This is a genomic window from Streptomyces sp. NPDC057302 (assembly GCF_042667685.1).
In the GTDB taxonomy this organism is placed as follows: Bacteria; Actinomycetota; Actinomycetes; order Streptomycetales; family Streptomycetaceae; genus Streptomyces.
The window spans coordinates 16,483-37,616 of the sequence record NZ_JBHUZJ010000077.1 but is presented as its reverse complement, the minus strand read 5'-3'; the positions used below and the strand labels follow the sequence as shown (position 1 = coordinate 37,616).

The window sequence follows — 21,134 nt, the reverse complement described above, 5'->3', positions numbered from 1 at the left end:
GCGGCTGGGTCTGGTCCTGGTTCTGGATCCTCCGGACCATGTCAGGCCGTCGCGAGAGCAGTGAGGATGCGGCAATGCGGGTAGCCATACTCGGCCCGGTCCGCCTCTACCGCCAGACGATCCGAGAGGCACTGGTGCGCCGGTCGCAGGTCATCGTCCTGGGCGACGCCTGCCCGGACGCCGCCGGCGTCACCCGGATCCGCCGACTCGGCCCGGATATCGTGCTGGTCGATGTGACCTCGGCCGGCGCCGTGGGCTCTCTGCGCACCCTGACCACTGGCTTACCCGGGATCCGAACCGTCGCGATCGGCGTGCCTGAACGCGATGACGACGTCATCGCCTGTCTGGAGGCCGGGGTGGCGGCGTGCGTGCCCCTTGAGGACGACCTGACCGGGCTCGTCGAGACGCTCCGCCAGGTCATCGAGGGCGTTGCCGTCTGCTCTCCGTTGGTCACGGGCAGCCTCTTCCGCCGGCTCGCCGCCCTCGGCGACGAGCGACGCGGCCTCACGCCGGCCAAGCCGCTGACCCCGCGGGAGCGGGAGATCGCGGGCCTGCTTGCCGAAGGACTGAGCAACCGGGAAATCGGCCGACGGCTGTTCATCGAGCTCTCCACGGTCAAGAACCATGTGCACAACATCCTGGAGAAGCTTCGCCTCACCGGCCGCTCCGGCGCGGCTTCCTGGTACGAGGCCCAGCCGCGCTGAACCCTTCCCGGATCCAACGGCCCATGGCACCGGCCGATCCCGCGCTTCACGCTTTCCGGCATGTACTCGCAGTCGCCTCCGGCCGACTCGGTGGCCCTGACGCCGCTCACCGCCTGGCTGGACCTCAGCCTGGGCCGGTGCCTGCTGCGCCGCCTCGGCCCCGAGGCCTCCGGCGTGCCCGGTTGGTCGGTCTCCCCGCGCGACGCGCTCGGCCGGCTCGGCATCACCCCGCAGCCGAACGCCGCGGCCGACGTGGCGACCCGGCAGGCCGAGGCCGATGACTTGCTGGTCCGCACCCGCAGCATCCTGCCGGTGAGGATTGCCCAGGTGGCCGAGACTTTCGCACTCTCCGATACCGAACTGCGTCTGCTCTGCCTGGTGTTGGCCCCCGAATTGGACGGCCGGTACTCGACAGTGATCGGTGTCCTGCAGGACGACCTGCATCACCGACGGCCTGGCCTGACCCTCCTGGCCGAGCTGATGCCGCAACCCACCACGGTCTGGGACCTGCGGTGCACCGCGTACGCGTCGATGGTCACAGCCGGCCTGCTGCGACCCGACACCACCACCGGTGCTCCGACGGTCGACGCCGGCATCGCCCCCGCAGACGCAGTCGTCGCCCATCTGCTGGCGCCGTCGGCCGACAAGGCTGCGGTGGCGATCGGCGCCCGCTACCGGCCGCCCGGCGGCGACATCGAGCTGTCCGCAGAGGAGACCGAGATGGCGCGGCGGCTGCGTCGGCACACCGTGGTCCGGCTGGCCGACGCCGGAAGCTGGTTCGAAAGGCTGGCCGCCTCCATCGACGTACCCCTGATCATCGGTGACCTCACCACGGTCGAGGCGCGTGGCGACGCCGTCGCCGACTGGACAGTGCTCAGCCGGCTCACCCACAGCGGCCTGATGCTTCGTGGAGCTGGCCCCTCCGAGCACCACTGGCTGATCACGGCCAGCGAAACAGTACGGCTCGTGGCAGCCGACAGCGACCTTCTCACCGGCCTGCTGCTCCGCGCCCCCGTCGTCACCAGCACGCAGCGGGCCCGCTGGTGGAGCAGTGCCGCCACCCGTGGCGGCCTGGATCTCGGCCCCGCAGACATCCGCCGGCTCGCGGCGACCTCCCTGATCGACCCCGAGCAGATGGACCGGATCCTGGCCACGACCCCCTGCGCCGACGGCGAATCCCACGTCGCCCAGGTGCAGCGCGCCGCCCGGGACCTGTCACGGACCGGGCTGCCGCCGGGTGTCCGACAGGTCGAGCCGGTGTACGGGTGGAACGACATTGTGCTCGCCGAGGAGCGCAAGCACCTGCTCAAAGCCATCCCGGCGCACGTACTGCACGCCGGTCGGGTACTGCAGGAGTGGGGCTTCGCGGGCCGCCTGCCCTACGGGCACGGCGTGGTGGCCCTGTTCGCTGGCCCCAGCGGCACCGGCAAGACGATGGCCGCGCAGATCATCGCCAGGGAACTCGGCGTCGACCTGTTCCATATCGACCTGTCCAAGACCATCTCGAAGTACATCGGCGAGACCGAGAAGAACCTCGAGGCCGTCTTCGACGCCGCCGAGCGGGCCGGTGCGGTCCTGCTCTTCGACGAGGCCGACGCGCTGTTCGGCAAGCGCACCGAGGTCAAGGATGCACACGACCGGCACGCCAACGTCGAAGTCTCCTACCTGCTGCAACGGATGGAGTCCTTCCGCGGCCTGGCGATCCTGACCAGCAACGTGAAGCAGAACATCGACGGCGCGTTCGTGCGCCGGCTGCGGTTCGTCGTCGACTTCACCATGCCCACCGCTGCCGAGCGCCGCAGCATCTGGCGCAAGGCGTTTCCCGGCGACGCACCGCTGGCCCGCGAGGTCGACATCGATCCGCTGGCCAACCGGCTGGCGATCCCGGGGGGCAGCATCCAGAACATCGCGCTGCACGCCGCGTTCCTCGCCGCGCCCAGCGGCGACCCGATCAGCCCCGACGCGGTCCTGGCCGCCACCCGCCGCGAACTGCACAAGATCGGCATGCTGAGCGCCGAACGGGACCTGCCCAAGCAGCCGGCGGTGTCCTCATGACCGCTACCGCCATCAACCAGGTGACCCGCGTGCTGCAGGCCCGACTCGCCGCGGTGATCGGCACCGACGAGGTGTATATCGGCCCGCCCGTCGCCGAGGACGTCGGCACCCGCAAGCTGTGCCTGTTCCTTTTCCACATCGTCGCCAACCAGACGATGCGCAACGAGCCCCGCTACGTGTCCCCCGCCGGTGACGCCAACGGCCCGTTGACCGAGACCGAGGCACTGCCGCTGGACCTGCGCTACCTCCTGTCGGTGTTCCGCACGGCGGGCGTCGGCGGCAACGGCAACGCCGACCCCGACGAGTTGGTGACCCTCGGGCAGGCCGTCCAGGCGCTGCATGAGCGGCCTTTCGTCGAGGACGCCCGGATCACCGTCGAGCCGTACTCGATGGAGGAGCTGAGCCGGGTGTGGGGGCTGTTCCCGCAGACCTCGTACCGCACCTCGATGGTGTATCTCGTCAGCCCGGTGACAGTTGAGCTCGACCCGCCGGTCACCGGCGCGCCGGTCGTCCGGCGCAGCAACCGGCAGGGATCGATGCAGCCAGGACCGGTGCTGCCATGAGCGACCTTGTCTTCGACCGGGACCGCGTCGACGTGGTCACTGCCGTGGTGCACCTCATCGACGGGCTGACCCGCCGGACCGTGTCACACGGCGTCGGGGTACAGCTGTGGGACCCGAGCAGGCGCACACCCCGCCCGGCTCAATCGGTCCGCAACCGCAGCGGCCTGTTCGTACTGCTCAACCACCCGGCCGACGAGGACCTGACGTTCCGGGTCACGGCCACCCGGGGCGGATACCGGAACCCAGACCTGATCACGTTCCGGCCATCGCGCGACGGCCGCCTGCGGGTCCAGGCGCTTCAGCGGCGGCCGGACGCCGACTTCGGCGACGTCGCAGTGCTGGTCCGCGGCACCGTGATCCGCTCCGGCGGCGACCCCGGCGTCCGGGTGCCAGTGGCCGGCCTCACGGTGATCGCCGAACCACCGCCCGACGTCGCCGGCCGGCAGTTCCCGGCCACCACCGACGAGAACGGCGTGTTCGCCCTCGCTGTCGGCATCACTGCGCTCGCCATGGGCGAACCCGCCCCGGTGCGCACCCGCCTGCACTTCGAGAGGGCCCGGGACCTGCTGGTCGACCTGGAACACGGCCGGTCGCACACCTTCTCGGCAGACATCGACCTGGACGGTGACACCCGCCCGGCATTCACCCACGAGATCGGAAGGAGTGCCCGGCCGTGACGGATCCCGAAACCACCGTCATCGACTCGAAGATCGACGAGTTGACGAGGCAGGCTGCCGAGGACCGCAAATCCAAGGCGACCGCGGACGACAAGTTCACCGACACCGAGAACCGGCTCACCGCCCTGCGCGCCGCCCAACGCGAGATCGACGCGAACCAGAAAGCCTACGAAACCGCCTACCCGGACCTACGGCGCGGCCAAAAGTCCTTCGAGGACTTCCGCAGCACCGAGAAGACGACCCTGGAGGGCCTGCTGAAAGAGCACGCCCGCGAAGTACGGCAAAAGAGCGCTGCCCTGCAGACCACACTGGCCACGCTGCGCCAGGAGGTCGACACCAAGGCTGGGGAGTTGCAGACGGCCGAGGCCGCCCGGGACGCAGCCAAGACCACCGTCAAGGCGAAGACCGACCTGGCCGGGCAGTACAAGAAGCTCGCCGCCTCGGTCACCGCCCGGCACAACTCGCTCAAGACGAGCCGCGACGAGATCGACAAGGTCGGCAACGAACGCCAGTACGCCCTCGCCTACCTGCTGCTGATCCGCGGCTTCACCGACTTGCTGAACGCCGCGCCCAAGCTTATCGAGCCAGCCGATCTGCCGAAGAAGCTACTCGAGGCGCTCGAAGCCCAGAGCTCGGCCGAGGCGGACCTCGTCAAGCAGGAACGCGCGGTCGCCGACGCAAAGATCGCGTACACCGACGCTCAGGCCGCCCTCGAGGACCACATCAAGAACGGCGAGATCCGGCTGCGCGAACAACTGAAGAAGATCCCGGCGCCAGAGGACAAGTCGCTAGACCAGGCAACGGCTCCCGCACCAGACCGGGAGCAGGACCAGACGCCAGGCCAGGCACCGGCTGCCCCACCCGCCCAGGAGCACGACCAGGGGCCCGACGGAGGGGAGGAGTGACATGCCCGAGTACCTAGCGCCAGGCGTATTCATCGAGGAGATCGAACGCGGTCCGCGACCGATCGAAGGCGTCGCCACCAGCACTGCGGCCTTCCTCGGCGAGACCCTGCGCGGCCCCCGCCTGCCGCGGCTGGTCACCAGCTACGGCGAGTACGTCCGCTATTTCGGCGACATCTTCCACCAGAGCAAGTACATGCCGTACGCGGTGAGGGCATTCTTCGACAACGGTGGCCGCCGCTGCTTCATCACCCGGATCACCGGTGCCGACGCCGGCACCGCCGAGCGGGTCCTCGGCGACGTCACTATCACCGCGCTCGGCCCCGGCGAGTCCTACAACCAGGTGTGGGTCCGGATCCTGCCCGGCACCACCCGTGACGGCAACGGCGACCCGATCGGGTTCCGGCTGCGCTTGGATTACTGGGCCGAACCGCAACACGTCCCCGATGACGCCGACAGCATCGACACCGCCCCGGTGCTGCCCACCGTCTCGGAGGACTTCGACGACCTCAGTATCGACCCGGCTTCCCCCTCCTACTTCGCCAAACGGATCAACAACTTCAGCTCTGTGCTGGCCGAGGTTGCGGCACCCGAGGGCGCAGCGATCCCGCAGCCGGCCGCCGAGCGCCTCGATGGCGGCAGCGACGGCGGCGCCGTCATCCCGGCGGGCTTCGACGGCGACCCCGACCCCAACCGGCCGACCGGCCTGGCCGCGCTCGACCTGGACCAGTTCCGCTCGGTGGCCATCGTCTACGCCCCCGGCTGCGACTACGCCACCGCGAACCTGGTGGTCGCGCACTGCGATCGCAACCGGTTCCGGATCGCCGTGGTCGACGCGCTGCCCGATCAGGCGTCGGCCCAGGCGATCGCACCCCGCGACCAGGTCACCGACTCGCGGTACGGCGCCTTCTATTACCCATGGATCTACGTGAGCGATCCGCGCAGCGGCATGCGCAAGAAGATCCCGCCCGGTGGCGCGGTCTGCGGCATCTATGCCCGCTCCGATATCACCCGGGGCGTCTTCAAGTCACCGGCCAACGAGGTCATCGCCGGCGCGATCGACCTCGAATACGACATCAACCAGCGCACCCAAGAGGTCCTCAATCCGCAGGGTGCCAACGCCATACGCCGCTTTCCCGGCCGCGGCATCCGGGTCTGGGGCGCACGCACCATGTCCAGCGACCCGCTGTGGAAGTACGTCAGCGTCCGGCGTCTGTTCATCTTCCTCGAGGCCTCCATCTACAACTCCACCCAGTGGGTCGTCTTCGAGCCCAACGACACCCGGCTCTGGGCCCGCGTCAAACAGACCGTCACCTTGTTCCTGCGCAGCCAGTGGCGCGAGGGCGCGCTCTTCGGCGACAAGGAGGAGGAGGCGTTCTCCGTGGCCGTGGGCCGGGACACCATGACTGAACAGGAGATCCTCAACGGCATGCTGGTGATCGAGATCGGTATCGCCCCGGTCCGCCCGGCGGAGTTCGTGATCTTCCGAATCTTCCAGAAGACTCAGGAGGCCAAGTCGTGACCCGCCCGGATCCGCTCCGCAACTTCCGCTTCTACCTGGAGATCGACGGGCTCTCCCAGGCCGGCTTCTCCGAGGTCACCATCGGCGACCTGTCGAACGACCCGATCGAGTACCGGGAAGGCGACGAGATACCGACCGTGCGCAAGCTCAACGGTCTGGTCAAATACGCCAACGTCACGTGCAAGTGGGGCATCACCGACTCCATGGAGCTGGCCGACTGGCATCAGGAGGTCGCCCAGGGCGCCACACCGCTGGAGAGCATCCGCAAGACCGTCGTCATCCACATCCGTGACGAGGCTGGCCAGGACCGCGCGGCTTTCGAGATCACCCGGGCGTGGCCGTGCAAGTACGACCCGACCGATCTCAACGGCACCGGCAACGAGGTCGCCATCGACACCCTCGAACTGTGCAACGAGGGAATCCGGCGAATCGCATAGCAGAACGCATCCTCCCGTAGAAGGGGTGTCCCATGTTCTCCACGGAAGTCAACTTCACCCTGCCCAAGGGCTATCTGGACCAGGACGGCGCACTGCACACCGACGGCGTGATGCGGCTGGCCACCGGGGCCGACGAGATCCTGCCGCTGAAGGACCCGCGGGTACAGCAGAACCCGGCCTACCTGACCATCATCGTGTTGGCCCGGGTCATCACCCGGCTCGGGTCGCTGCCCGATGTGAACACCAAGGTGGTCGAGGGTCTGTTTGCCAGCGACCTCAGCTACCTGCAAAAGCTCTACGAATCGCTCAACGACGATGATGCCGCCCCGGGCGTGGTGCCGGATTTCCCGCTGGTGGGCGACCCCCAATGAGGGCGTACCCGGTCGATCAGCTCTACGCGGAAATGGCGTTCATCGCCTACCACTTCCACTGGCCGCACACCGAACTGATGTCGCTGGAACATCAGCAACGGCGGCACTGGTGCGAGAAGATCTCCCAGATCAACCGGCAACTCAACGGCACTCCGACCGGCCTCTTAGAGATCGGGGTCAGGTGAGCGATGGTCCGTGCCGACCCGTACCGCGGGTTCCGCTTCGTCGTGGAGGCCGACGGCACCACCGTCGCCGGTTTCCAGACCATCACCGGCATCGAACGGCAGACCCAGATCGAGCCCTACCGGGAGGGCGGCGTGAACGACTTCGAACACCAGATCGCCGGCGTGACCACCTATCCGCCGCTGGTACTCAAGCGCGGCCTGGCCGACACCACGCTCTGGGACTGGCACCAGCAGGTGATCGGCGGCGCTGTCCAGCGCCGCACCGTTTCGGTGATCTTGCTCGACGACAACCGTGCCGAGGCCTGGCGGTGGATCTGTCTCGACGCCTACCCGGCCCGGTGGGTTGGCCCCGAACTCGACGCCCTCGCCGACGCCGTGGCCACCGAGTCGGTCGAGCTGGTGCACTGCGGGATCACCCGCCAATGACCACCGGCCGGCTGCCGCTGCGTCCCGCACCCATGCGGGTCCACCCCGGCACGCCCAGCATCGCCTCTCGCCGGTGGCGCGGCCATCGCCCGCTCACACTGATCTTCCGCACCCCGCCGGCCCCCGCGCCGGCCCACCGTTGCGCCGACGGCACCCTGGTCGAGATGACCGTGCGGTTCACGCTCCGGCTGCAGCTCACCCAGCAGATCGCAGCGGCGCTGCTCCGGCCGGTCGCGCCGCCGGCCATGATCGGCCCTCCGGACTCGCGGAGGACGGGGCAAAGTCCACTGCCGAGTCTCCTCGCAGCCGGTCAATGGACCCGCATCGTGCAACGCGCCCTCGCAGACCCGTTCCAGCAGCGCACCACGACGGTCCAGGTCCTGTTCCGTCATCAGCAGGCGCCCGCCACTCCCGGCCCGCGACCTTGCGCCACCGGCCTACCGCAGCCTGCCGCAGTACGCCCGCCGATCATCCCGCGGCCCCAGTTCACGCTGGCATCCTGGGCCACGGCAGAACCGCCGGCTCCCCTGAGGACGCCGCTCCCCCCGCGACTCCCGCAGGCCCTACGACGGCCGGACCCCACCGATCTGCCGCATCTTCCGGCCACGCCGTCCGCTTCGCCCCAACCGGCCCAACCAGCACTCGGCCTCGGCGCGCTCAGCCGTGGACGTCTTCCGGCCGCCCTTCCGCCGGCCGGCCGAACCGCACCAGCCCCGGCAGCCGCTCGCACCGGGCCGCCGGCACAGACCTTCCGGACCGCCACGCCGCACCGCCCGCAATCCGCCGCCGACACACGCGAACCGAGCCGGACACCATGGCTGCCCCGCCCGGCGCCCTGGACCGCTCCCCCGGCCCACTCCCGGACAAAGCTGAGCGACAGCACCGCCACCGCGATCGGCGCACCGCGGCCGTGGGCCACCCCCACCCCTTCGATCCGCCCATCGCACGGTCCTGCCATCGACCCGCCCAAACCCCGCACCCCGCCACACGCACCCTTCGCGCTCCGGGCCGCCTATCCCTTCACTGGCCTCACTCTCACCCACCTGCTGGACCTGGACCACCGCCCGGCCAGCACACCCCGGCGTCCCCGCCCTGCCGACCCCGCATCGCCGGCGACAGTCCTGGCGCCAGCACACCACCCGGCCCAGCTGGTACACCGCACGCTGCCGGCCGAGCCCGCCGCACCGCCGGCAACCCCGCACCCACACCAACCCGCCGCCCAACCGGCCCGACCCGCCCTGGACCTCGACGCGCTCAGCCGCGACCTGTGGCGGCGCTTCACCAAACAGATGCGCATCGAGCAGGAACGCCGCGGGAGGGGGTGAGCGCAGATGGCCCAGAAATTGGCGAAAGCCACGGTGACCCCGCTGGACGGGCGCGGCGCCGGCGACGAGATCGCCGTGCTGTTCAACCCCTCCGAGTACAACGTCGAATACTCGGCGTCGTTCAGCGAGACCGCGGCGCCCGGCCTGTCCAACCCGATCCTGCAGTTCGTCAACGGCAACGCCCAGGTCTTGTCGATGGATCTGTTCTTCGACACCTGGACCAACGGTGGCGGCAGCAACGTCATCGACGCGACCAAGCCGCTGACCGACCTGCTCTCCATCGACGGGACGCTGCACGCCCCGCCGCGGGTGAAATTCCACTGGGGGGTGTTCCAGTTCGTCGCCGTCGTCGAACGCATCACGCAGCGGTTCACCATGTTCCGCTCCGACGGCACCCCGGTCCGAGCCACCCTCACAGTCGCCTTCAAGCAGTACCGGCCGATCGCTGAACAGTTGCAGGAGCCGCGCCGCAACTCCGCAGACAAGACCAAGCGGCGGGTGCTTGAGTCCCACGACAGCATCTGGCTGCTGGCCGCCCGCGAATACGGCGACCCCCGGTTCTGGAGGGTGGTCGCTAGGGCCAACGATATCGAGGACCCCCGGCGCATCGAACCGGGGCAGGTGCTGGTGTTGCCGCCGCTCGACGAGGAACGGCGACGGGAGGTGGACGGTGCGACTGGAGCAGCTTGACAGGCGGCACGACGGCTTCTACGTGCCGGCGTTCGCCATCCGGGTCGGCGGCAAGAACGTGCTGCAGGACCTGTTCCTGGCGGTCTCGGCGGTCAGTGTCGACCTCAAGGAGAAGGCGGCCGGCCACTTCACCTTCACTGTGACAAACGCCTTCGACTGGGAGGCCCGCCAATTCCTGGCCACCCGCGGCCGGCAACGTGTGGACCTGCTCGAACTGTTCCGGTTCGGCAGCACCGTGGAAATCTCGATGGGCTACGGCGACCGCGGGGGCCTGCGACCGATGCTGACCGGGCTGCTCACCGAGATCACCACCGACTTCGGAGCAGGCGGCACCCCGGAGCTGACGGTCAGCGGCTACGACGGTCTGTATCCGCTGACCGTCGGCAAGGCCAGTCGGCATTGGGAGGACAAGCCGGACAGCACTGCGGTGCAGGATCTGGCCAGCGCTGCCGGAATCCGCGCCGATGTCCGGACCACCACCCCGGTCATGGCGTGCATCGACCAGAACAACGAGAGCGAGATGGCGTTCATCCTCAAGCTCGCCGAACGCAACGGCGTGACGTTTTACGAACGGGACCGCACCTTGTACTTCGGTCCGCGTCGCAACGACCTCGCCGATGTGGTGGAGCTCGAGTGGGGCCGGGGTCTGCTCGGCTTCAGCCCCGAGGTGTCCCTGACCCGGCAGGTCTCCGAGGTACGCGTGCACGGCCGATCGGTGACCACCGGCGCGGCGATCGTCGGCAAGGCCCGGCGCGGCCAGGAGAGCGGCCGCGACACCCGGGCGCGAAGCGGCGGCGAACGCATCGTCACCGCCCTCGGCAAGGACACGGTGTTGAACTCGCGCGCTGCGGTGCGTACCCAGTCAGAGGCCGATGCGCGCGCCAAGGCCATCCTCGAGGAACGGGCGCAGAGTTTCCTCACCGGCAGCGGCGAGTCAGTCGGACTGCCCGAACTGCTGCCGGACACCAACGTCGCGATCAGCGGGCTGGGTCCGGCGTTCAGCAAGACCTACTACCTCGGTGAGGCCACCCACCGTATCGACGGCGGGGGCTACCACACCACCTTCACGGTTCAGGAGACGACGGTGTGATGAACGAAATGTGGCGCCAGGTCGCCGAAGCCGAACGCGAGTCCGACGGGTTCCTTGCCGGGCTGGCCGTCGGCGAGGTCACCGACAACAAGGACCCGGAAAACCTGGCCCGGGTCCGTGTGCGGCTGCCCTGGCACGCCGGCAGCGGCACCAGCTTCTGGGCGCGGGCCGCCATGCCGATGGCCGGCGACGGGCGCGGCAGCTACTTCGTGCCCGAGGTCGGCGACGAGGTGCTGGTCGCCGCCGAGAACGGCGAGCCATCCCACCTCTACGTCCTCGGCATGCTGTGGAACAACAAGCAGCGCCCGCCGCAGAACAACAGCGACGGGCAGAACAACACCCGCATGATCAAAAGCAGGTCCGGGCACACCGTGCGCTTCAACGACGACAAGGCCAAACCCGAAGTCGAGGTCAGCCTCGCCGACGGCAAACGGATCCTGCTCGACCAGCAGAAGATCACCATCGACGACGGCAGTGACGTCATCACGCTCACCGCCGCGACCGGCACGATCGAGATCAAGGCCGGCCAGCAGCTCATCCTCCGGGCCGCCAACGTCTCCATCGAGGCATCCGCTGCGATGACCGTCAAATCCTCCGGAACGCTGACGATCAACGGCACGCTCGTCAAAATCAACTAAGGGGACGGACATGGGAAAACCGGCGGCCCGCGTCACCGACACCACCAGCCACGGCACCCCGCTCAGCCCGGGACCGGGCTGCCCCACCGTGCTGATCGGTGGCCGGCCCGCCTGGCGCGCCGGCAGCGACACCCACATCTGTCCACTCTCCGACGGCCCGAAACCCCACGCCGGCGGAGTGATCGCAATCGGCAGCACTACCGTGCTGATCGGCGGGCTGCCGGCCGCCCGGCTCGGCGACCAGGTCCTCGAAATCGGCCCGCCCAACGAGATCGCGGCCGGTGCACCGACCGTCCTGATCGGCTGACCATGGCCGGCGACGAGGCAGGACTGGGCTGCGAGTTCCTCGGGGTCGGCTGGGCGTTCCCAGTCACCGTCGAACCCGACACCGGCCTGATCGCGCGCGCCACCTACGAGCAGGACATCGAACAGTCCATCCTGATCATCCTCAGCACCGCCAAGGGTGAACGGGTGATGCGCCCGGACTTCGGCTGCGGCATCCACGACCTGGTGTTCGCCGCCATCACCACCCAGCGGATCGCCGAGATCGCAGCCACCGTCCGGGAAGCCCTACGCGACCACGAGGCCCGCATCGACGTGCGAGACGTCCGCGTCGACACCGGCCGGCTCGACCTCGGATACCTCGAGGTCCACATCCACTACGAGGTCCGGGCCACCAACCAGCCCGGCAACGTCGTCTACCCCTTCTACTTCCAGGAATCGGCAAACCGGTGACCGCTGACGGATTCCCCCGCGCCGACGCCCACCCTCCCACAGACCGGCGGCGGGTGGCAGAGCTGCGCGCGTACCTGCACCGACTCGCGCCGGCACTCACCCCCGGCTGGACGCCGAGCCGCGGCCGGGACGACTTCGGCACCGCCCTGCTGGAGATCGCCGCCCGGCTCGCCGAGCAGACCACCCGACGCCTGGACCGGACCGCCGAACGCGACGCCCTGGCCTTCTTCGACTTCCTCGGCCTGACTCCGACTCCGCCGCGTGCCGCCACCGGCGTGCTGGTGCTGGCGCTCGCCGCCAACCATCCCCGTGCCGTGTTTGCCGAGGCACGCACCCAGATCAGTGCCGGCAACGACATCACCTTCGAAACCATCCGCGGGCTACGCGTGGTGCCCGGACAGATCGACACCCTGCTGACCCTCGACCCCGCCACCGACCGCATCGAACCCGGCCCGGCACTGGTCACTGCCACCCAGCCGCCCCCGATACGCCCCCGGGCCTACCGGCTCGTCACGTTCGCCGCCCAACACAGCGCCACCGTGCAGCTCAGCCCCGCCGCCGGCCTGGCCACCGGCGACCTGCTGCGCATCGGCGGGCAGACCCATCGAGTCGCCACCTCCGACGGCAACGGACTGGTCATTCTGGACGACCTGCTGCCGGCCGCCGCCGCTGCCGGGGCCCCGGCCACCCGGATCGACGCCCTGGAGTCGTTCACTCTGCGCGACCGGCAACGGCACGCCTTCTATCTCGGCCACGCGGACCTGCTCAATATCGAGCAGCCGGCCACTGTCACGGTAGGACTCGCCCCGGGCAGCCTGGCCCGCCAGCTCGCCGGACTCGACCTCACCTGGGCGGTGTTCGGCACCGCCGAGAACCAAACCGAGCCAGCCTGGCACGACCTCGACCTGATCGGCGCCGGCGCCACCGAAATCGCTCTCGCCAAGAGCTGGCCCGGCACCATCGACGAGACCGAGGTCGCCGGCCGACGCAGCCGCTGGCTGCGGGCCCTGCTGACCGGAGCTGTCGCCGAGGCCACCAGCGCCTCCCGCTTGAGCCTCGGTGCCGCCTCCGCCACCACACCGCCGCCGGCCGAGCCCGAGCAGGTCAGCCGGACCATCACCAGGGCCGCCCACAACGGAACCCCGCTCTCCGCTGCCCGCCGGTTCTACCCCTTCGGCCCGGAGCCACTGCGCTTTGACGAATTCGCCCTGGCCGCGCCCGAGGCGCTGTCCAAACAGGGGGCCCGGGTCACCCTGGCCGTCACTATGGCCGATGCGTCGCTGACCAGCTTCGACATCACCACCGGCACACCCAACGACAGCGGGTACGGTGCCGGCAGGAACGGCTACCTGCACCGGCTGCACCGCAACTCCGCCGGCACCTTCCACTGGCAGCAGCTGAGCACCGTCGGCGACGGCCGGCAGCTGCTGCTCGGCGGCCCCCCGGCCAGCGTTGGCCTGACCGGGCGAAACGTCGACCTCGTGGTGATCCGCGACCGTCTCGGCGGGCTCTGGGCCGCCCGCATCCAGCGGCCTACGGCAGTGGGACCGGCCTCCGTCGACACGAGTGGCTGGCAGAAGCTGCCGGCGCTGAACGGCGCCGCACCCCGCCCGGTGGTCGTGCCCAGCCAACCCGGGGTAGTGCTGCTCGACATCGCGCAGGGCCGACTGCACGCCCTGCCCGTCGACGATCTGGGCCGGGCAGTCGGCGGATGGCACGCCCTCGATGCCGCACCCGATTTCACCGGGAACTGGCGGCTGACACCTGTGCAGGACAGCGGTTGGCCACGCACCCAGCCCGACGCCGGCCTCGAAGTGGTGGCAATCGACAACAGCGGCGCGCTCTGGCTCGGCCTCTCCCCCGCCCACGCCCCACTCGACCTCAACTGGACCAATATCGGCGGCTCTGGCACTGTCGCCGCCCACAATGTGCACCCGGCCGCCACCCGCTATTCGGTCGGCGGCCAGACCCGGCTCTGGGTCGCGTACGCCGCGCGCTACGGCCAAGACCTCCGCCTGCACGGGCTGATCCGCAACGGAGCCGTTTCCGAGCACCACCCGACCGAGATCCTGCTCCGGGCCGGTTCCGGGCTGCACAGCAACCCCGCCGCGCCACTGGGCATCGGGGGGCAGCCAGTCACCGCCGGGCTGCCCCCCGACCGTGCGGAGGCGCTACTCTGGCTCGGCGCTGACAGCACCACGCCCGTCCCGCTGACCGGCGCCGACGTCACCGGCCACCCGCTGCTGCTCGGCAGCACCCAGGCCACCGAACTGATCGTCGCCAGCACCGGCGAACGCCTGCTGCGCACCCCGATCAAGCTTCCCCTGGCCAACTACACCCTGCACGACAGCATCAAACTCAAGCACGAACGGGTGGCCCACCACGCCGAACTGACCGCACTACTGAACGACCCCGCTGCCTCCGTAATGGCCCGCCTCACCTGTCGCATCAAGAACGCCGATGTCCGCGTCTACCAGGTCGACCGGCCCCTCGGCGCCCGGACGACCGTACGTCTGCTGCGCCTGATCCGGCCCACCGCCCAACCCTTTACCGGCGATTTCGGCAACCACGACGACCGGACCCGGCTGCGCCTCGACGCCCAGGACACCACCACCCGCAAGGGCCATCGGCTGATCATCGGTAACGCGAGCTACCGGGTCGAGGAGCTGGCCGACCACGCCGCCCGGCTCTCGGCTGAGGTGACCGGCAACGACCCGACGCCCCGCTACTCGCCGGCTGAACAACTGCAGCAGCGGAAGATCACCGGAGCCGACCTGCGCACCCTGGTGGAACTCGACACCGGCACCGATGGCGGACCGCCCGCCACCCTCCACTTCGCAGCCCCCGCCGCACCACAGACCCCGACGATCCAGAGCCAGCAGAAGTCCGGCAACACCCTCTGGGCCCGGCTCGGCAACGCCTGGGCAACCGCACCACCGGGCCAAGGCCGGGTCGTGGTGGTCGGCGCCCCCAGGCAACCCGTCTGGGCCGTGGACGCGTTCACTCGCGGGTACGAGAATCCCGAGCTGTCCTGGGAGTTCTTCGACGGCCGCGGCTGGCGCGTTCTGGACGACGACTTCGTCGACCACACCCAGCACCTGTCCACCAGCGGCGACATTAAGTTCACCGTGCCCAGGGAACTGCGGACCACCGAGATCGGCGGCCAGCAGGACTACTGGATACGGGCCCGCCTGATCGGCGGCGACTACGGCCGGGCCAAGTACATCGTCCAGGAAACCACCCCCGGCGGAATCCGGACGCAGACCGTCACCGTCGACACCACCGACCTGCACCCCCCGGAGATCCTCGCCATCGAGGCCGCCTTCGTCCTCTCCGACCGGATCCCGCCGCAAATCGTCCTGGTGGAGAACAACCTCGATGTCCTCGACCAGACCGCCGCCGCGGCCACCGACGCCGCCCGCTTCGACCTCTTCCAAGGGTCGTCCGCACTCACCGTCGGCCGCGCCTTGTTCGCCGGGCTCACCGCCACACCCGGCACCGGCCCGCTCACCCTGTTCGCCGACGCCGACGACCAAGACGGCGACACCGCGCTGCTGGCCGACCTGCGGACCCCCGACAGCTGGCGGCCCCTGCCCGTCGACGACCGGACCCTGGGCCTGCGCCGCCGCGGCCTGATCACCATCACCTTCGACACCGACCCCGCCCCGGTCCGCCTCTTCGGCCAGGACCGTATCTGGCTCCGCCTGCACCCGTCGGGCGCCGCCGCTACCTGGGCCCCGGTGGTGCACCGCCTGCTGCTGAACGCCACCGGAATCACCCACGCCCGCACCATGCCGAACGAGCTCGTCGGCTCCAGCCCGGGCGAACCGGCTCTCACCTTGCAACTGGCCGAGTCGCCCGTGCTGCCCGACAGCGTCGAACTGCGCGTCCGGGAGGAACTCAGTGACGAGGAGCAAACCCAGCTGCAGCACCAACGTCCCCAACCACAAGACAACGAGGCGTTCATCCGCACCGACCCGGAACGCTTCCCGGGCTCCTGGGTGCGGTGGCAGCGGGTAGACACTCTCACCGGCTACGACGGCGACGCCCGCGTGTACCTGCTCGACCCGGCCACCGGCCAGCTGCGCTTCGGCGACGGCTGGACCGGCAAGATCCCCCCAGCCGGACGCGACAACATCCGCTGCTTCCGCTACCAGCAGGGCGGCGGCGGCGCAGGCAACCTCGACGCGTGGTCGCCGGCCCGGCTGATCTCCGCCGTCGAAGGCGCCGAGACGATCGCCCTGCCCATTGACACGACCGGCGGGTTCAGCGTGCCCGCCGCCCGGTCGCTGCTCGCCACCGCACCCCACCGGCTCCGAAACGCCGGCCATGCCCTGACCAGCGCCGATGTCGAGGCCGTCGCCGTCGCCTCGTCCTCCGACATCGTGCGGGCCCGCTGCACCCGCCCGGACCGCCCCGGCGACCCGGTCCGGGTCACCATCGCAGTCCGCGGCCGCGGCCGATGTCCCGCAGCCACGCTCGCCCAACGCGACGCCGTCGCGGCCGCCATCCGCGACGCAGGCTGGGGCGGCCTCACCGACGCATCGCTACGGGTCACCGGACCGACCTGGATCCGCACCTCCGTCACTGCCCAGCTGGCCGCGCCCGGCGACCGCCTCGCCGAGGTCCAGCAAAGCGCCCGGCATGCCCTGATCACGTTCCTCGACCCGGTCACCGGCGGGCCGACCGGCACCGGCTGGCCGTTCGGCCGCCGCCCGACCCGCAGCGACCTGCTGCGCACTCTTGCCGCGGTCCCCGGCCTGGACCAGGTCCGCAACGTCGCGATCACCCCGTCCGGCCCCTTGCCCCCCGACGCCTTGATCTGCACCGAGGCGGCCGCCATCACGGTCGTCGTGACCGCCACGGAGGGCCCCCCGTGACCGACTCCATCAGCGCCTTCGTTCCCGCTCTCGACGACATCGAGTTCAGCCAACTGCTTGAGCAGGCCCGCGCCGCCATCCCCCGCTACGCCCCCGATTGGACCGACCACAACCTGCACGACCCCGGCATGACCCTGATCGACCTGCTCGCCTGGATCGTCGACCAGCAGGTCTACCGCACCGGCTTCGTCGGCGGACGCCACCGCCGCGCCTTCGCCGCCCTGCTGGGACAGCGGCCCCGCCCCCCGGCCCCGGCCCGCGGACTACTCTGGCCGGTCCGCCCGATCACCGCCGGACGCCGACTCGCGGCCGGCGCCACGGTCACCTGCCGGGCCCACCCCGACCTGGCCTTCGCCCTCGAACACACCCTCTTCCTGCCGCCGGTCACGATGACCGGCATCATCCTCACCACCACCTGCGGCGAGGTGACGCTGCCATCCCCCGGCTCCGCCGACGGCGCCCTTTTGCTCGGCCCCGCCCTGCAACTGCTCTTCGACGGTCCGCTCCACGCGGCGGACGACGAGACGCCGGTCGCACTCGGCTTCGACCTGCTTACGCCGCCCGGCGCGCTGCCTATCCGCACCGACCGGCCGTGGGGCCCGGTGCGCTACGCCTACCGCACCGGCGGATCGGACTGGACGCAGGTGCGCGTCCTGCACGACAACACCGCCGGCCTGTCCGCCACCGGCGTGGCCATCCTGGCCATCCCCCGGCAGGCCGCGGCGGGCGGCAGCCGGCTGCGGCTCTCCCTGGACTGCGGCTTCTTCCCGGTCTCCCCGCAGCTCCGCGATGTCCAGCTCAACGTCCTTCCGGTGGTGCAGCGGGCCCATCTTGACAAGGCGCCCTTCGAGGAGCACGGGACCGGGCTGCCGGACCAGCAGATCACGTTCGACACCAGCGGCCTGGTTTCCCCGCCCGGCCGGGCGGGCGGCCCCGCCCTGGAGATCGACATCGACCGCGAACGCTGGGCGCAGACCACCGACCTCTCCCGATCCAGGCCCACCGACCCGCACTACACGCTGCGGCCGGGCCTGATCCTGTTCGGCAACGGGATCAACGGCCGCCGGCCCACCGCCGGCGCACCGATCACCCACACCGAACTCGCCCGCACCGCCGGACCGGCCGGAAACCTGCGCCCCGGTCTGACCTGGTCGGTGCCGGCCCTCGACGCGGACGGCACCCGCCTGGCCCGCAACCGACACGCCCTCACCGGAGGGCGGGACGCCACCACCGCCGGCGAGATCACCGGTGCCGCTCGTGACGCCGCCGCCCACCGCACCGCCCTGCTCACCGACGACGACCTCATCCAGGCGGCGCTCACCCTGCCCGGCATGGCCATACGCCGGGCCGAAGTCCTCGCCGGACACGACCCGCGACTACCGGGGATCCACATCGACGGCGTGCGGAGCCTCATCGTCGTACCCCACCGCAACAACGTGCAGACAGCCGCACCAGCTCCCCGCCCCGGCCGCTATCTCGCCGAGGTCGCAGCCCGGCTGGCCCCGCGGCGGCTGCTTGGCGAACGTCTCCTCGTCCAGCAGCCCATCCCAGTACCGGCCGACCTGTGGCTGACCCTCACCCTGTCCCCCGGCGCAGTCGCCGCCACCGTCCGTGCCGCCGCCGAACAGGCCCTGCGCGCGCGGCTGTCCCTGGACGAGCGACCGCTCGGCCGGGAACTGACCGCCGTCGAGGTCACCACCGTCGCGGCCGCCGTCCCCGGAGTCGCCGACGTCCCGCTGACCCGACTCGCGCCTGCCGGGAGCGCCGTCGGCGACGCCCCCGTGACGGCGCCCCGCGACGGCGTGGTCACCGCGGCCGCCATCTGGATCACCATCGAGCCGGGCGGGGGCTGAGGCCATGCTCGTCGACTTCCACACAGCCGCACACTGGGCCGCCGGCGCCCGCCGCAACCTCACCGTGCGCGACGACCAGCTCCAAGTCCCGCAACCGCTGACCATCGAGCCCCTGCCCGGGGCCAGCTCAGCCGACACCGGCGTCCTGCCGGCCGCCACCACCTGCGGACAACTCTGGCTGCGGCCGCACACCCGCGAGTTGATCCACCGGACAGCGTGGGCGGTGATCGAGCGCGGCAGCCTGCCAGGCCGCTACCCGGCCCGCCGGTTCGCCGCCGGCCGCACCGTTCTGTGGGTCCTCGCCGGGTCGCGCCTCGACCGCTACGACGCCGACACCCTCCAGCAGCTCAGCCCGGCGGTCTTGGCCCACGACTGGTGGATCTCCGACATCACCGCCGCCGGCGACGACCTGTGGCTCGCCGCCACCGACACCGGCGGACACTGGCAGCTGCGCCACCTGGACCGGTGGGGCCGCCCCGGCAACGACCCGATCAACCTCAACGTCCCCGGCCGGAACCTGCGCGTCGCCGCGAGCACCGACCGGACCCGGCTCGTACTGATCGACCCCCTCGAGACCACCACCGCTCACGTTGTCGACCCCGGCGCCGGCACCGTGGCCGACTTCGACCTCGACCCGGTGCACCACCGGCGGCCCACCCTGCTCGCCGCCGACGACCGGATCCACCTGCTGACCCACCTCGATCCGGCCGGAACCCTCGTCCACCAGGCAATCAACCTGAGCGACGGAGAGATCGACGACCACCAGCAACTGCGGGTCCCCTCCCCGCTGGGCCGACCGCAGGCGCTCACCTCGACGCTGGTGCTCGCCGGTACCCGGGGCATCGGCCGGATCGTGCCGCACGGCCTGGCCACCGGCGACCGGCACTCCACCTTCATCACCCCCGCCCTGCTCGCTCCGCCCGGCCCGCCGGGCGGCTGGAACCGGGCCGAAGCCGACATCACCCTGCCCGCCGGGACCGCAATGGAATTGAGCTGGGCGTCCACCGACGACCCCCTCATCGTCCGGCGTGCCGGCCACCTGCTCGACGGGCCGATGACCGCCACCGTCGTCGCCGACCTGGAAACCCTGCTGCCCTGGCATCCGGGATCCGTCACCTACCCCAGCGCCGGCAGCGGCGCCGCAGAACGCCTCGCCGCCCTGCTCGATGAGGTCGAACACGACACCGTCTGGCTGAGGATCCGTCTGCGGACGCCACCGGGACGCACCCCGCCGCAGCTGGCCCGCCTGCGCGTCACACACTCCGCCCCCGGCTATCTCGAAAACCTGCCGGCGCTCTATCGCGACAACCCGCGATCGGCCCCGCAGCTGCGCCGGATCCTGGCACCCTACGAGGTCCTCTTCGACGGCCTCGATGAGGTGCTGGCGACGCTGGCGCAGCGCCTCGACCCGCTGACCGCCGCCGATGACTGGACCGCCTACCTGCTGAGCTGGCTGGGATTCCCTCCGCTCGGGGACCTGCCCGCGCCCATCCGCCGCGCCCTGCTGAGCGATGCCGGGACCCTGCTCGCCCGGCGCGGCACCCGCGACGGGCTACAGCTATTGCTGGACCTGGTCACCGACGGTCGCGCCACGGTGCACGACTCCGCCGACGACCCGGCCGGATGGGTTCTCGGCCCCGCCCGCATCGAGGCGGCCGGAGCACCACCGACACGGCTGGGCTACGACACTCTCGCCCTGGCCACCCGGCCGCAACCGCCCCGGGCCGGCCAGATGGTCGCCGGCGCCAGCGCCCTGGGTCCCGGCTGCCCTGATCCGCGGCTGCTGCTCGCCCAGCACGTCTCGCTCATCACCATCGCGCTGCGGCAGGCACCGGACCTGGCGCCGATCATCGAGCGGCTGTTGCCCACCTTCGTCCCCGCCCACTGCCGGGTCCGGCTGCTGCACACCACCGGCGACCCCGGTCCCAGTCTGCACCTGCACGACGACTGCGACTGGCGGCTCGGGTCCACCACCCGCCTTGGCCGCTGGCCGCTCGCCGCACCCGCCCTGCCACCCGCGGTCCTCGACCGCGGCACCCGCCTCGACGCCCGGCCCCGGCCGGATTGACCGCCGCACCTTT

18 protein-coding genes are annotated in these 21,134 nt (G+C 70.7%); all 18 read left to right on the top strand.

Annotated elements, in window-relative coordinates; all coding sequences use genetic code 11:
* Positions 1-38: 38 nt before the first annotated feature.
* The 18 genes from ACFUPX_RS35630 to ACFUPX_RS35545 all read left to right on the top strand — a co-directional run bounded on the left by ACFUPX_RS35630 (position 39) and on the right by ACFUPX_RS35545 (position 21,121).
* Positions 39-704 (top strand): LuxR C-terminal-related transcriptional regulator, encoded by a 666-nt coding sequence (locus ACFUPX_RS35630; protein WP_383332288.1) that lies wholly within the window; start codon positions 39-41, stop codon positions 702-704.
* Between the two features lie 60 nt (positions 705-764).
* Entirely contained in the window at positions 765-2,759 is a 1,995-nt protein-coding gene (locus ACFUPX_RS35625; RefSeq protein WP_383332286.1) for an ATP-binding protein, read from the top strand.
* On the top strand, positions 2,756-3,322 hold the full coding sequence (locus tag ACFUPX_RS35620) for a DUF4255 domain-containing protein (RefSeq protein ID WP_383332284.1): 567 nt from the start codon (positions 2,756-2,758) through the stop codon (positions 3,320-3,322). The genes ACFUPX_RS35625 and ACFUPX_RS35620 overlap by 4 nt, the downstream gene beginning before the upstream one ends.
* Entirely contained in the window at positions 3,319-3,999 is a 681-nt protein-coding gene (locus ACFUPX_RS35615; RefSeq protein WP_383332282.1) for a hypothetical protein, read from the top strand. Before ACFUPX_RS35620 ends, ACFUPX_RS35615 begins: the two co-directional genes overlap by 4 nt.
* The gene (locus ACFUPX_RS35610) at positions 3,996-4,904 is read left to right on the top strand and encodes a hypothetical protein (RefSeq protein ID WP_383332280.1); all 909 of its coding nucleotides are present in this window, start codon (positions 3,996-3,998) and stop codon (positions 4,902-4,904) included. The genes ACFUPX_RS35615 and ACFUPX_RS35610 overlap by 4 nt, the downstream gene beginning before the upstream one ends.
* Before the next feature lies 1 nt (position 4,905).
* Positions 4,906-6,423 (top strand): phage tail sheath family protein, encoded by a 1,518-nt coding sequence (locus ACFUPX_RS35605; protein WP_383332278.1) that lies wholly within the window; start codon positions 4,906-4,908, stop codon positions 6,421-6,423.
* On the top strand, positions 6,420-6,860 hold the full coding sequence (locus tag ACFUPX_RS35600; protein ID WP_383332276.1) for a phage tail protein: 441 nt from the start codon (positions 6,420-6,422) through the stop codon (positions 6,858-6,860). The genes ACFUPX_RS35605 and ACFUPX_RS35600 overlap by 4 nt, the downstream gene beginning before the upstream one ends.
* A gap of 32 nt (positions 6,861-6,892) precedes the next feature.
* On the top strand, positions 6,893-7,231 hold the full coding sequence (locus tag ACFUPX_RS35595) for a hypothetical protein (protein ID WP_383332274.1): 339 nt from the start codon (positions 6,893-6,895) through the stop codon (positions 7,229-7,231).
* Positions 7,228-7,416: a DUF6760 family protein gene (locus tag ACFUPX_RS35590; RefSeq protein WP_383332272.1), complete on the top strand. Its 189-nt coding sequence runs from the start codon at positions 7,228-7,230 to the stop codon at positions 7,414-7,416. Before ACFUPX_RS35595 ends, ACFUPX_RS35590 begins: the two co-directional genes overlap by 4 nt.
* 3 nt (positions 7,417-7,419) lie before the next feature.
* Positions 7,420-7,842, top strand: coding sequence for a phage tail protein (locus tag ACFUPX_RS35585; RefSeq protein WP_383332270.1), 423 nt, complete (start codon positions 7,420-7,422; stop codon positions 7,840-7,842).
* A gap of 1,331 nt (positions 7,843-9,173) precedes the next feature.
* Positions 9,174-9,857 (top strand): peptigoglycan-binding protein LysM, encoded by a 684-nt coding sequence (locus ACFUPX_RS35580; protein ID WP_383332268.1) that lies wholly within the window; start codon positions 9,174-9,176, stop codon positions 9,855-9,857.
* Positions 9,838-10,947 (top strand): phage late control D family protein, encoded by a 1,110-nt coding sequence (locus ACFUPX_RS35575; protein WP_383332266.1) that lies wholly within the window; start codon positions 9,838-9,840, stop codon positions 10,945-10,947. The genes ACFUPX_RS35580 and ACFUPX_RS35575 overlap by 20 nt, the downstream gene beginning before the upstream one ends.
* A complete protein-coding gene (locus tag ACFUPX_RS35570; protein WP_383332264.1) occupies positions 10,947-11,585 on the top strand; it encodes a phage baseplate assembly protein V in 639 nt (212 codons plus the stop codon). The genes ACFUPX_RS35575 and ACFUPX_RS35570 overlap by 1 nt, the downstream gene beginning before the upstream one ends.
* 10 nt (positions 11,586-11,595) lie before the next feature.
* On the top strand, positions 11,596-11,892 hold the full coding sequence (locus ACFUPX_RS35565; RefSeq protein WP_383332262.1) for a PAAR domain-containing protein: 297 nt from the start codon (positions 11,596-11,598) through the stop codon (positions 11,890-11,892).
* Between the two features lie 2 nt (positions 11,893-11,894).
* Entirely contained in the window at positions 11,895-12,320 is a 426-nt protein-coding gene (locus ACFUPX_RS35560; RefSeq protein ID WP_383332260.1) for a GPW/gp25 family protein, read from the top strand.
* Positions 12,317-17,200, top strand: a complete 4,884-nt coding sequence (locus tag ACFUPX_RS35555) for a hypothetical protein (RefSeq protein ID WP_383332258.1) — start codon at positions 12,317-12,319, stop codon at positions 17,198-17,200. Before ACFUPX_RS35560 ends, ACFUPX_RS35555 begins: the two co-directional genes overlap by 4 nt.
* Entirely contained in the window at positions 17,197-19,053 is a 1,857-nt protein-coding gene (locus ACFUPX_RS35550) for a hypothetical protein (RefSeq protein ID WP_383332256.1), read from the top strand. The genes ACFUPX_RS35555 and ACFUPX_RS35550 overlap by 4 nt, the downstream gene beginning before the upstream one ends.
* Before the next feature lie 4 nt (positions 19,054-19,057).
* Positions 19,058-21,121: a hypothetical protein gene (locus tag ACFUPX_RS35545; RefSeq protein WP_383332254.1), complete on the top strand. Its 2,064-nt coding sequence runs from the start codon at positions 19,058-19,060 to the stop codon at positions 21,119-21,121.
* The last annotated feature ends 13 nt before the right edge of the window (positions 21,122-21,134 follow it).

Bases quoted from the DNA above. Each gene is read 5' to 3' on its own strand.
- ACFUPX_RS35570 (WP_383332264.1), top strand. From the start codon at position 10,947: ATGAACGAAATGTGGCGCCAGGTCGCCGAAGCCGAACGCGAGTCCGAC.
- ACFUPX_RS35560 (WP_383332260.1), top strand. From the start codon at position 11,895: ATGGCCGGCGACGAGGCAGGACTGGGCTGCGAGTTCCTCGGGGTCGGC.
- ACFUPX_RS35620 (WP_383332284.1), top strand. From the start codon at position 2,756: ATGACCGCTACCGCCATCAACCAGGTGACCCGCGTGCTGCAGGCCCGA.
- ACFUPX_RS35615 (WP_383332282.1), top strand. From the start codon at position 3,319: ATGAGCGACCTTGTCTTCGACCGGGACCGCGTCGACGTGGTCACTGCC.
- ACFUPX_RS35565 (WP_383332262.1), top strand. From the start codon at position 11,596: ATGGGAAAACCGGCGGCCCGCGTCACCGACACCACCAGCCACGGCACC.
- ACFUPX_RS35625 (WP_383332286.1), top strand. From the start codon at position 765: ATGTACTCGCAGTCGCCTCCGGCCGACTCGGTGGCCCTGACGCCGCTC.
- ACFUPX_RS35590 (WP_383332272.1), top strand. From the start codon at position 7,228: ATGAGGGCGTACCCGGTCGATCAGCTCTACGCGGAAATGGCGTTCATC.
- ACFUPX_RS35605 (WP_383332278.1), top strand. From the start codon at position 4,906: ATGCCCGAGTACCTAGCGCCAGGCGTATTCATCGAGGAGATCGAACGC.
- ACFUPX_RS35580 (WP_383332268.1), top strand. From the start codon at position 9,174: ATGGCCCAGAAATTGGCGAAAGCCACGGTGACCCCGCTGGACGGGCGC.
- ACFUPX_RS35595 (WP_383332274.1), top strand. From the start codon at position 6,893: ATGTTCTCCACGGAAGTCAACTTCACCCTGCCCAAGGGCTATCTGGAC.
- ACFUPX_RS35630 (WP_383332288.1), top strand. From the start codon at position 39: ATGTCAGGCCGTCGCGAGAGCAGTGAGGATGCGGCAATGCGGGTAGCC.
- ACFUPX_RS35545 (WP_383332254.1), top strand. From the start codon at position 19,058: ATGCTCGTCGACTTCCACACAGCCGCACACTGGGCCGCCGGCGCCCGC.
- ACFUPX_RS35585 (WP_383332270.1), top strand. From the start codon at position 7,420: ATGGTCCGTGCCGACCCGTACCGCGGGTTCCGCTTCGTCGTGGAGGCC.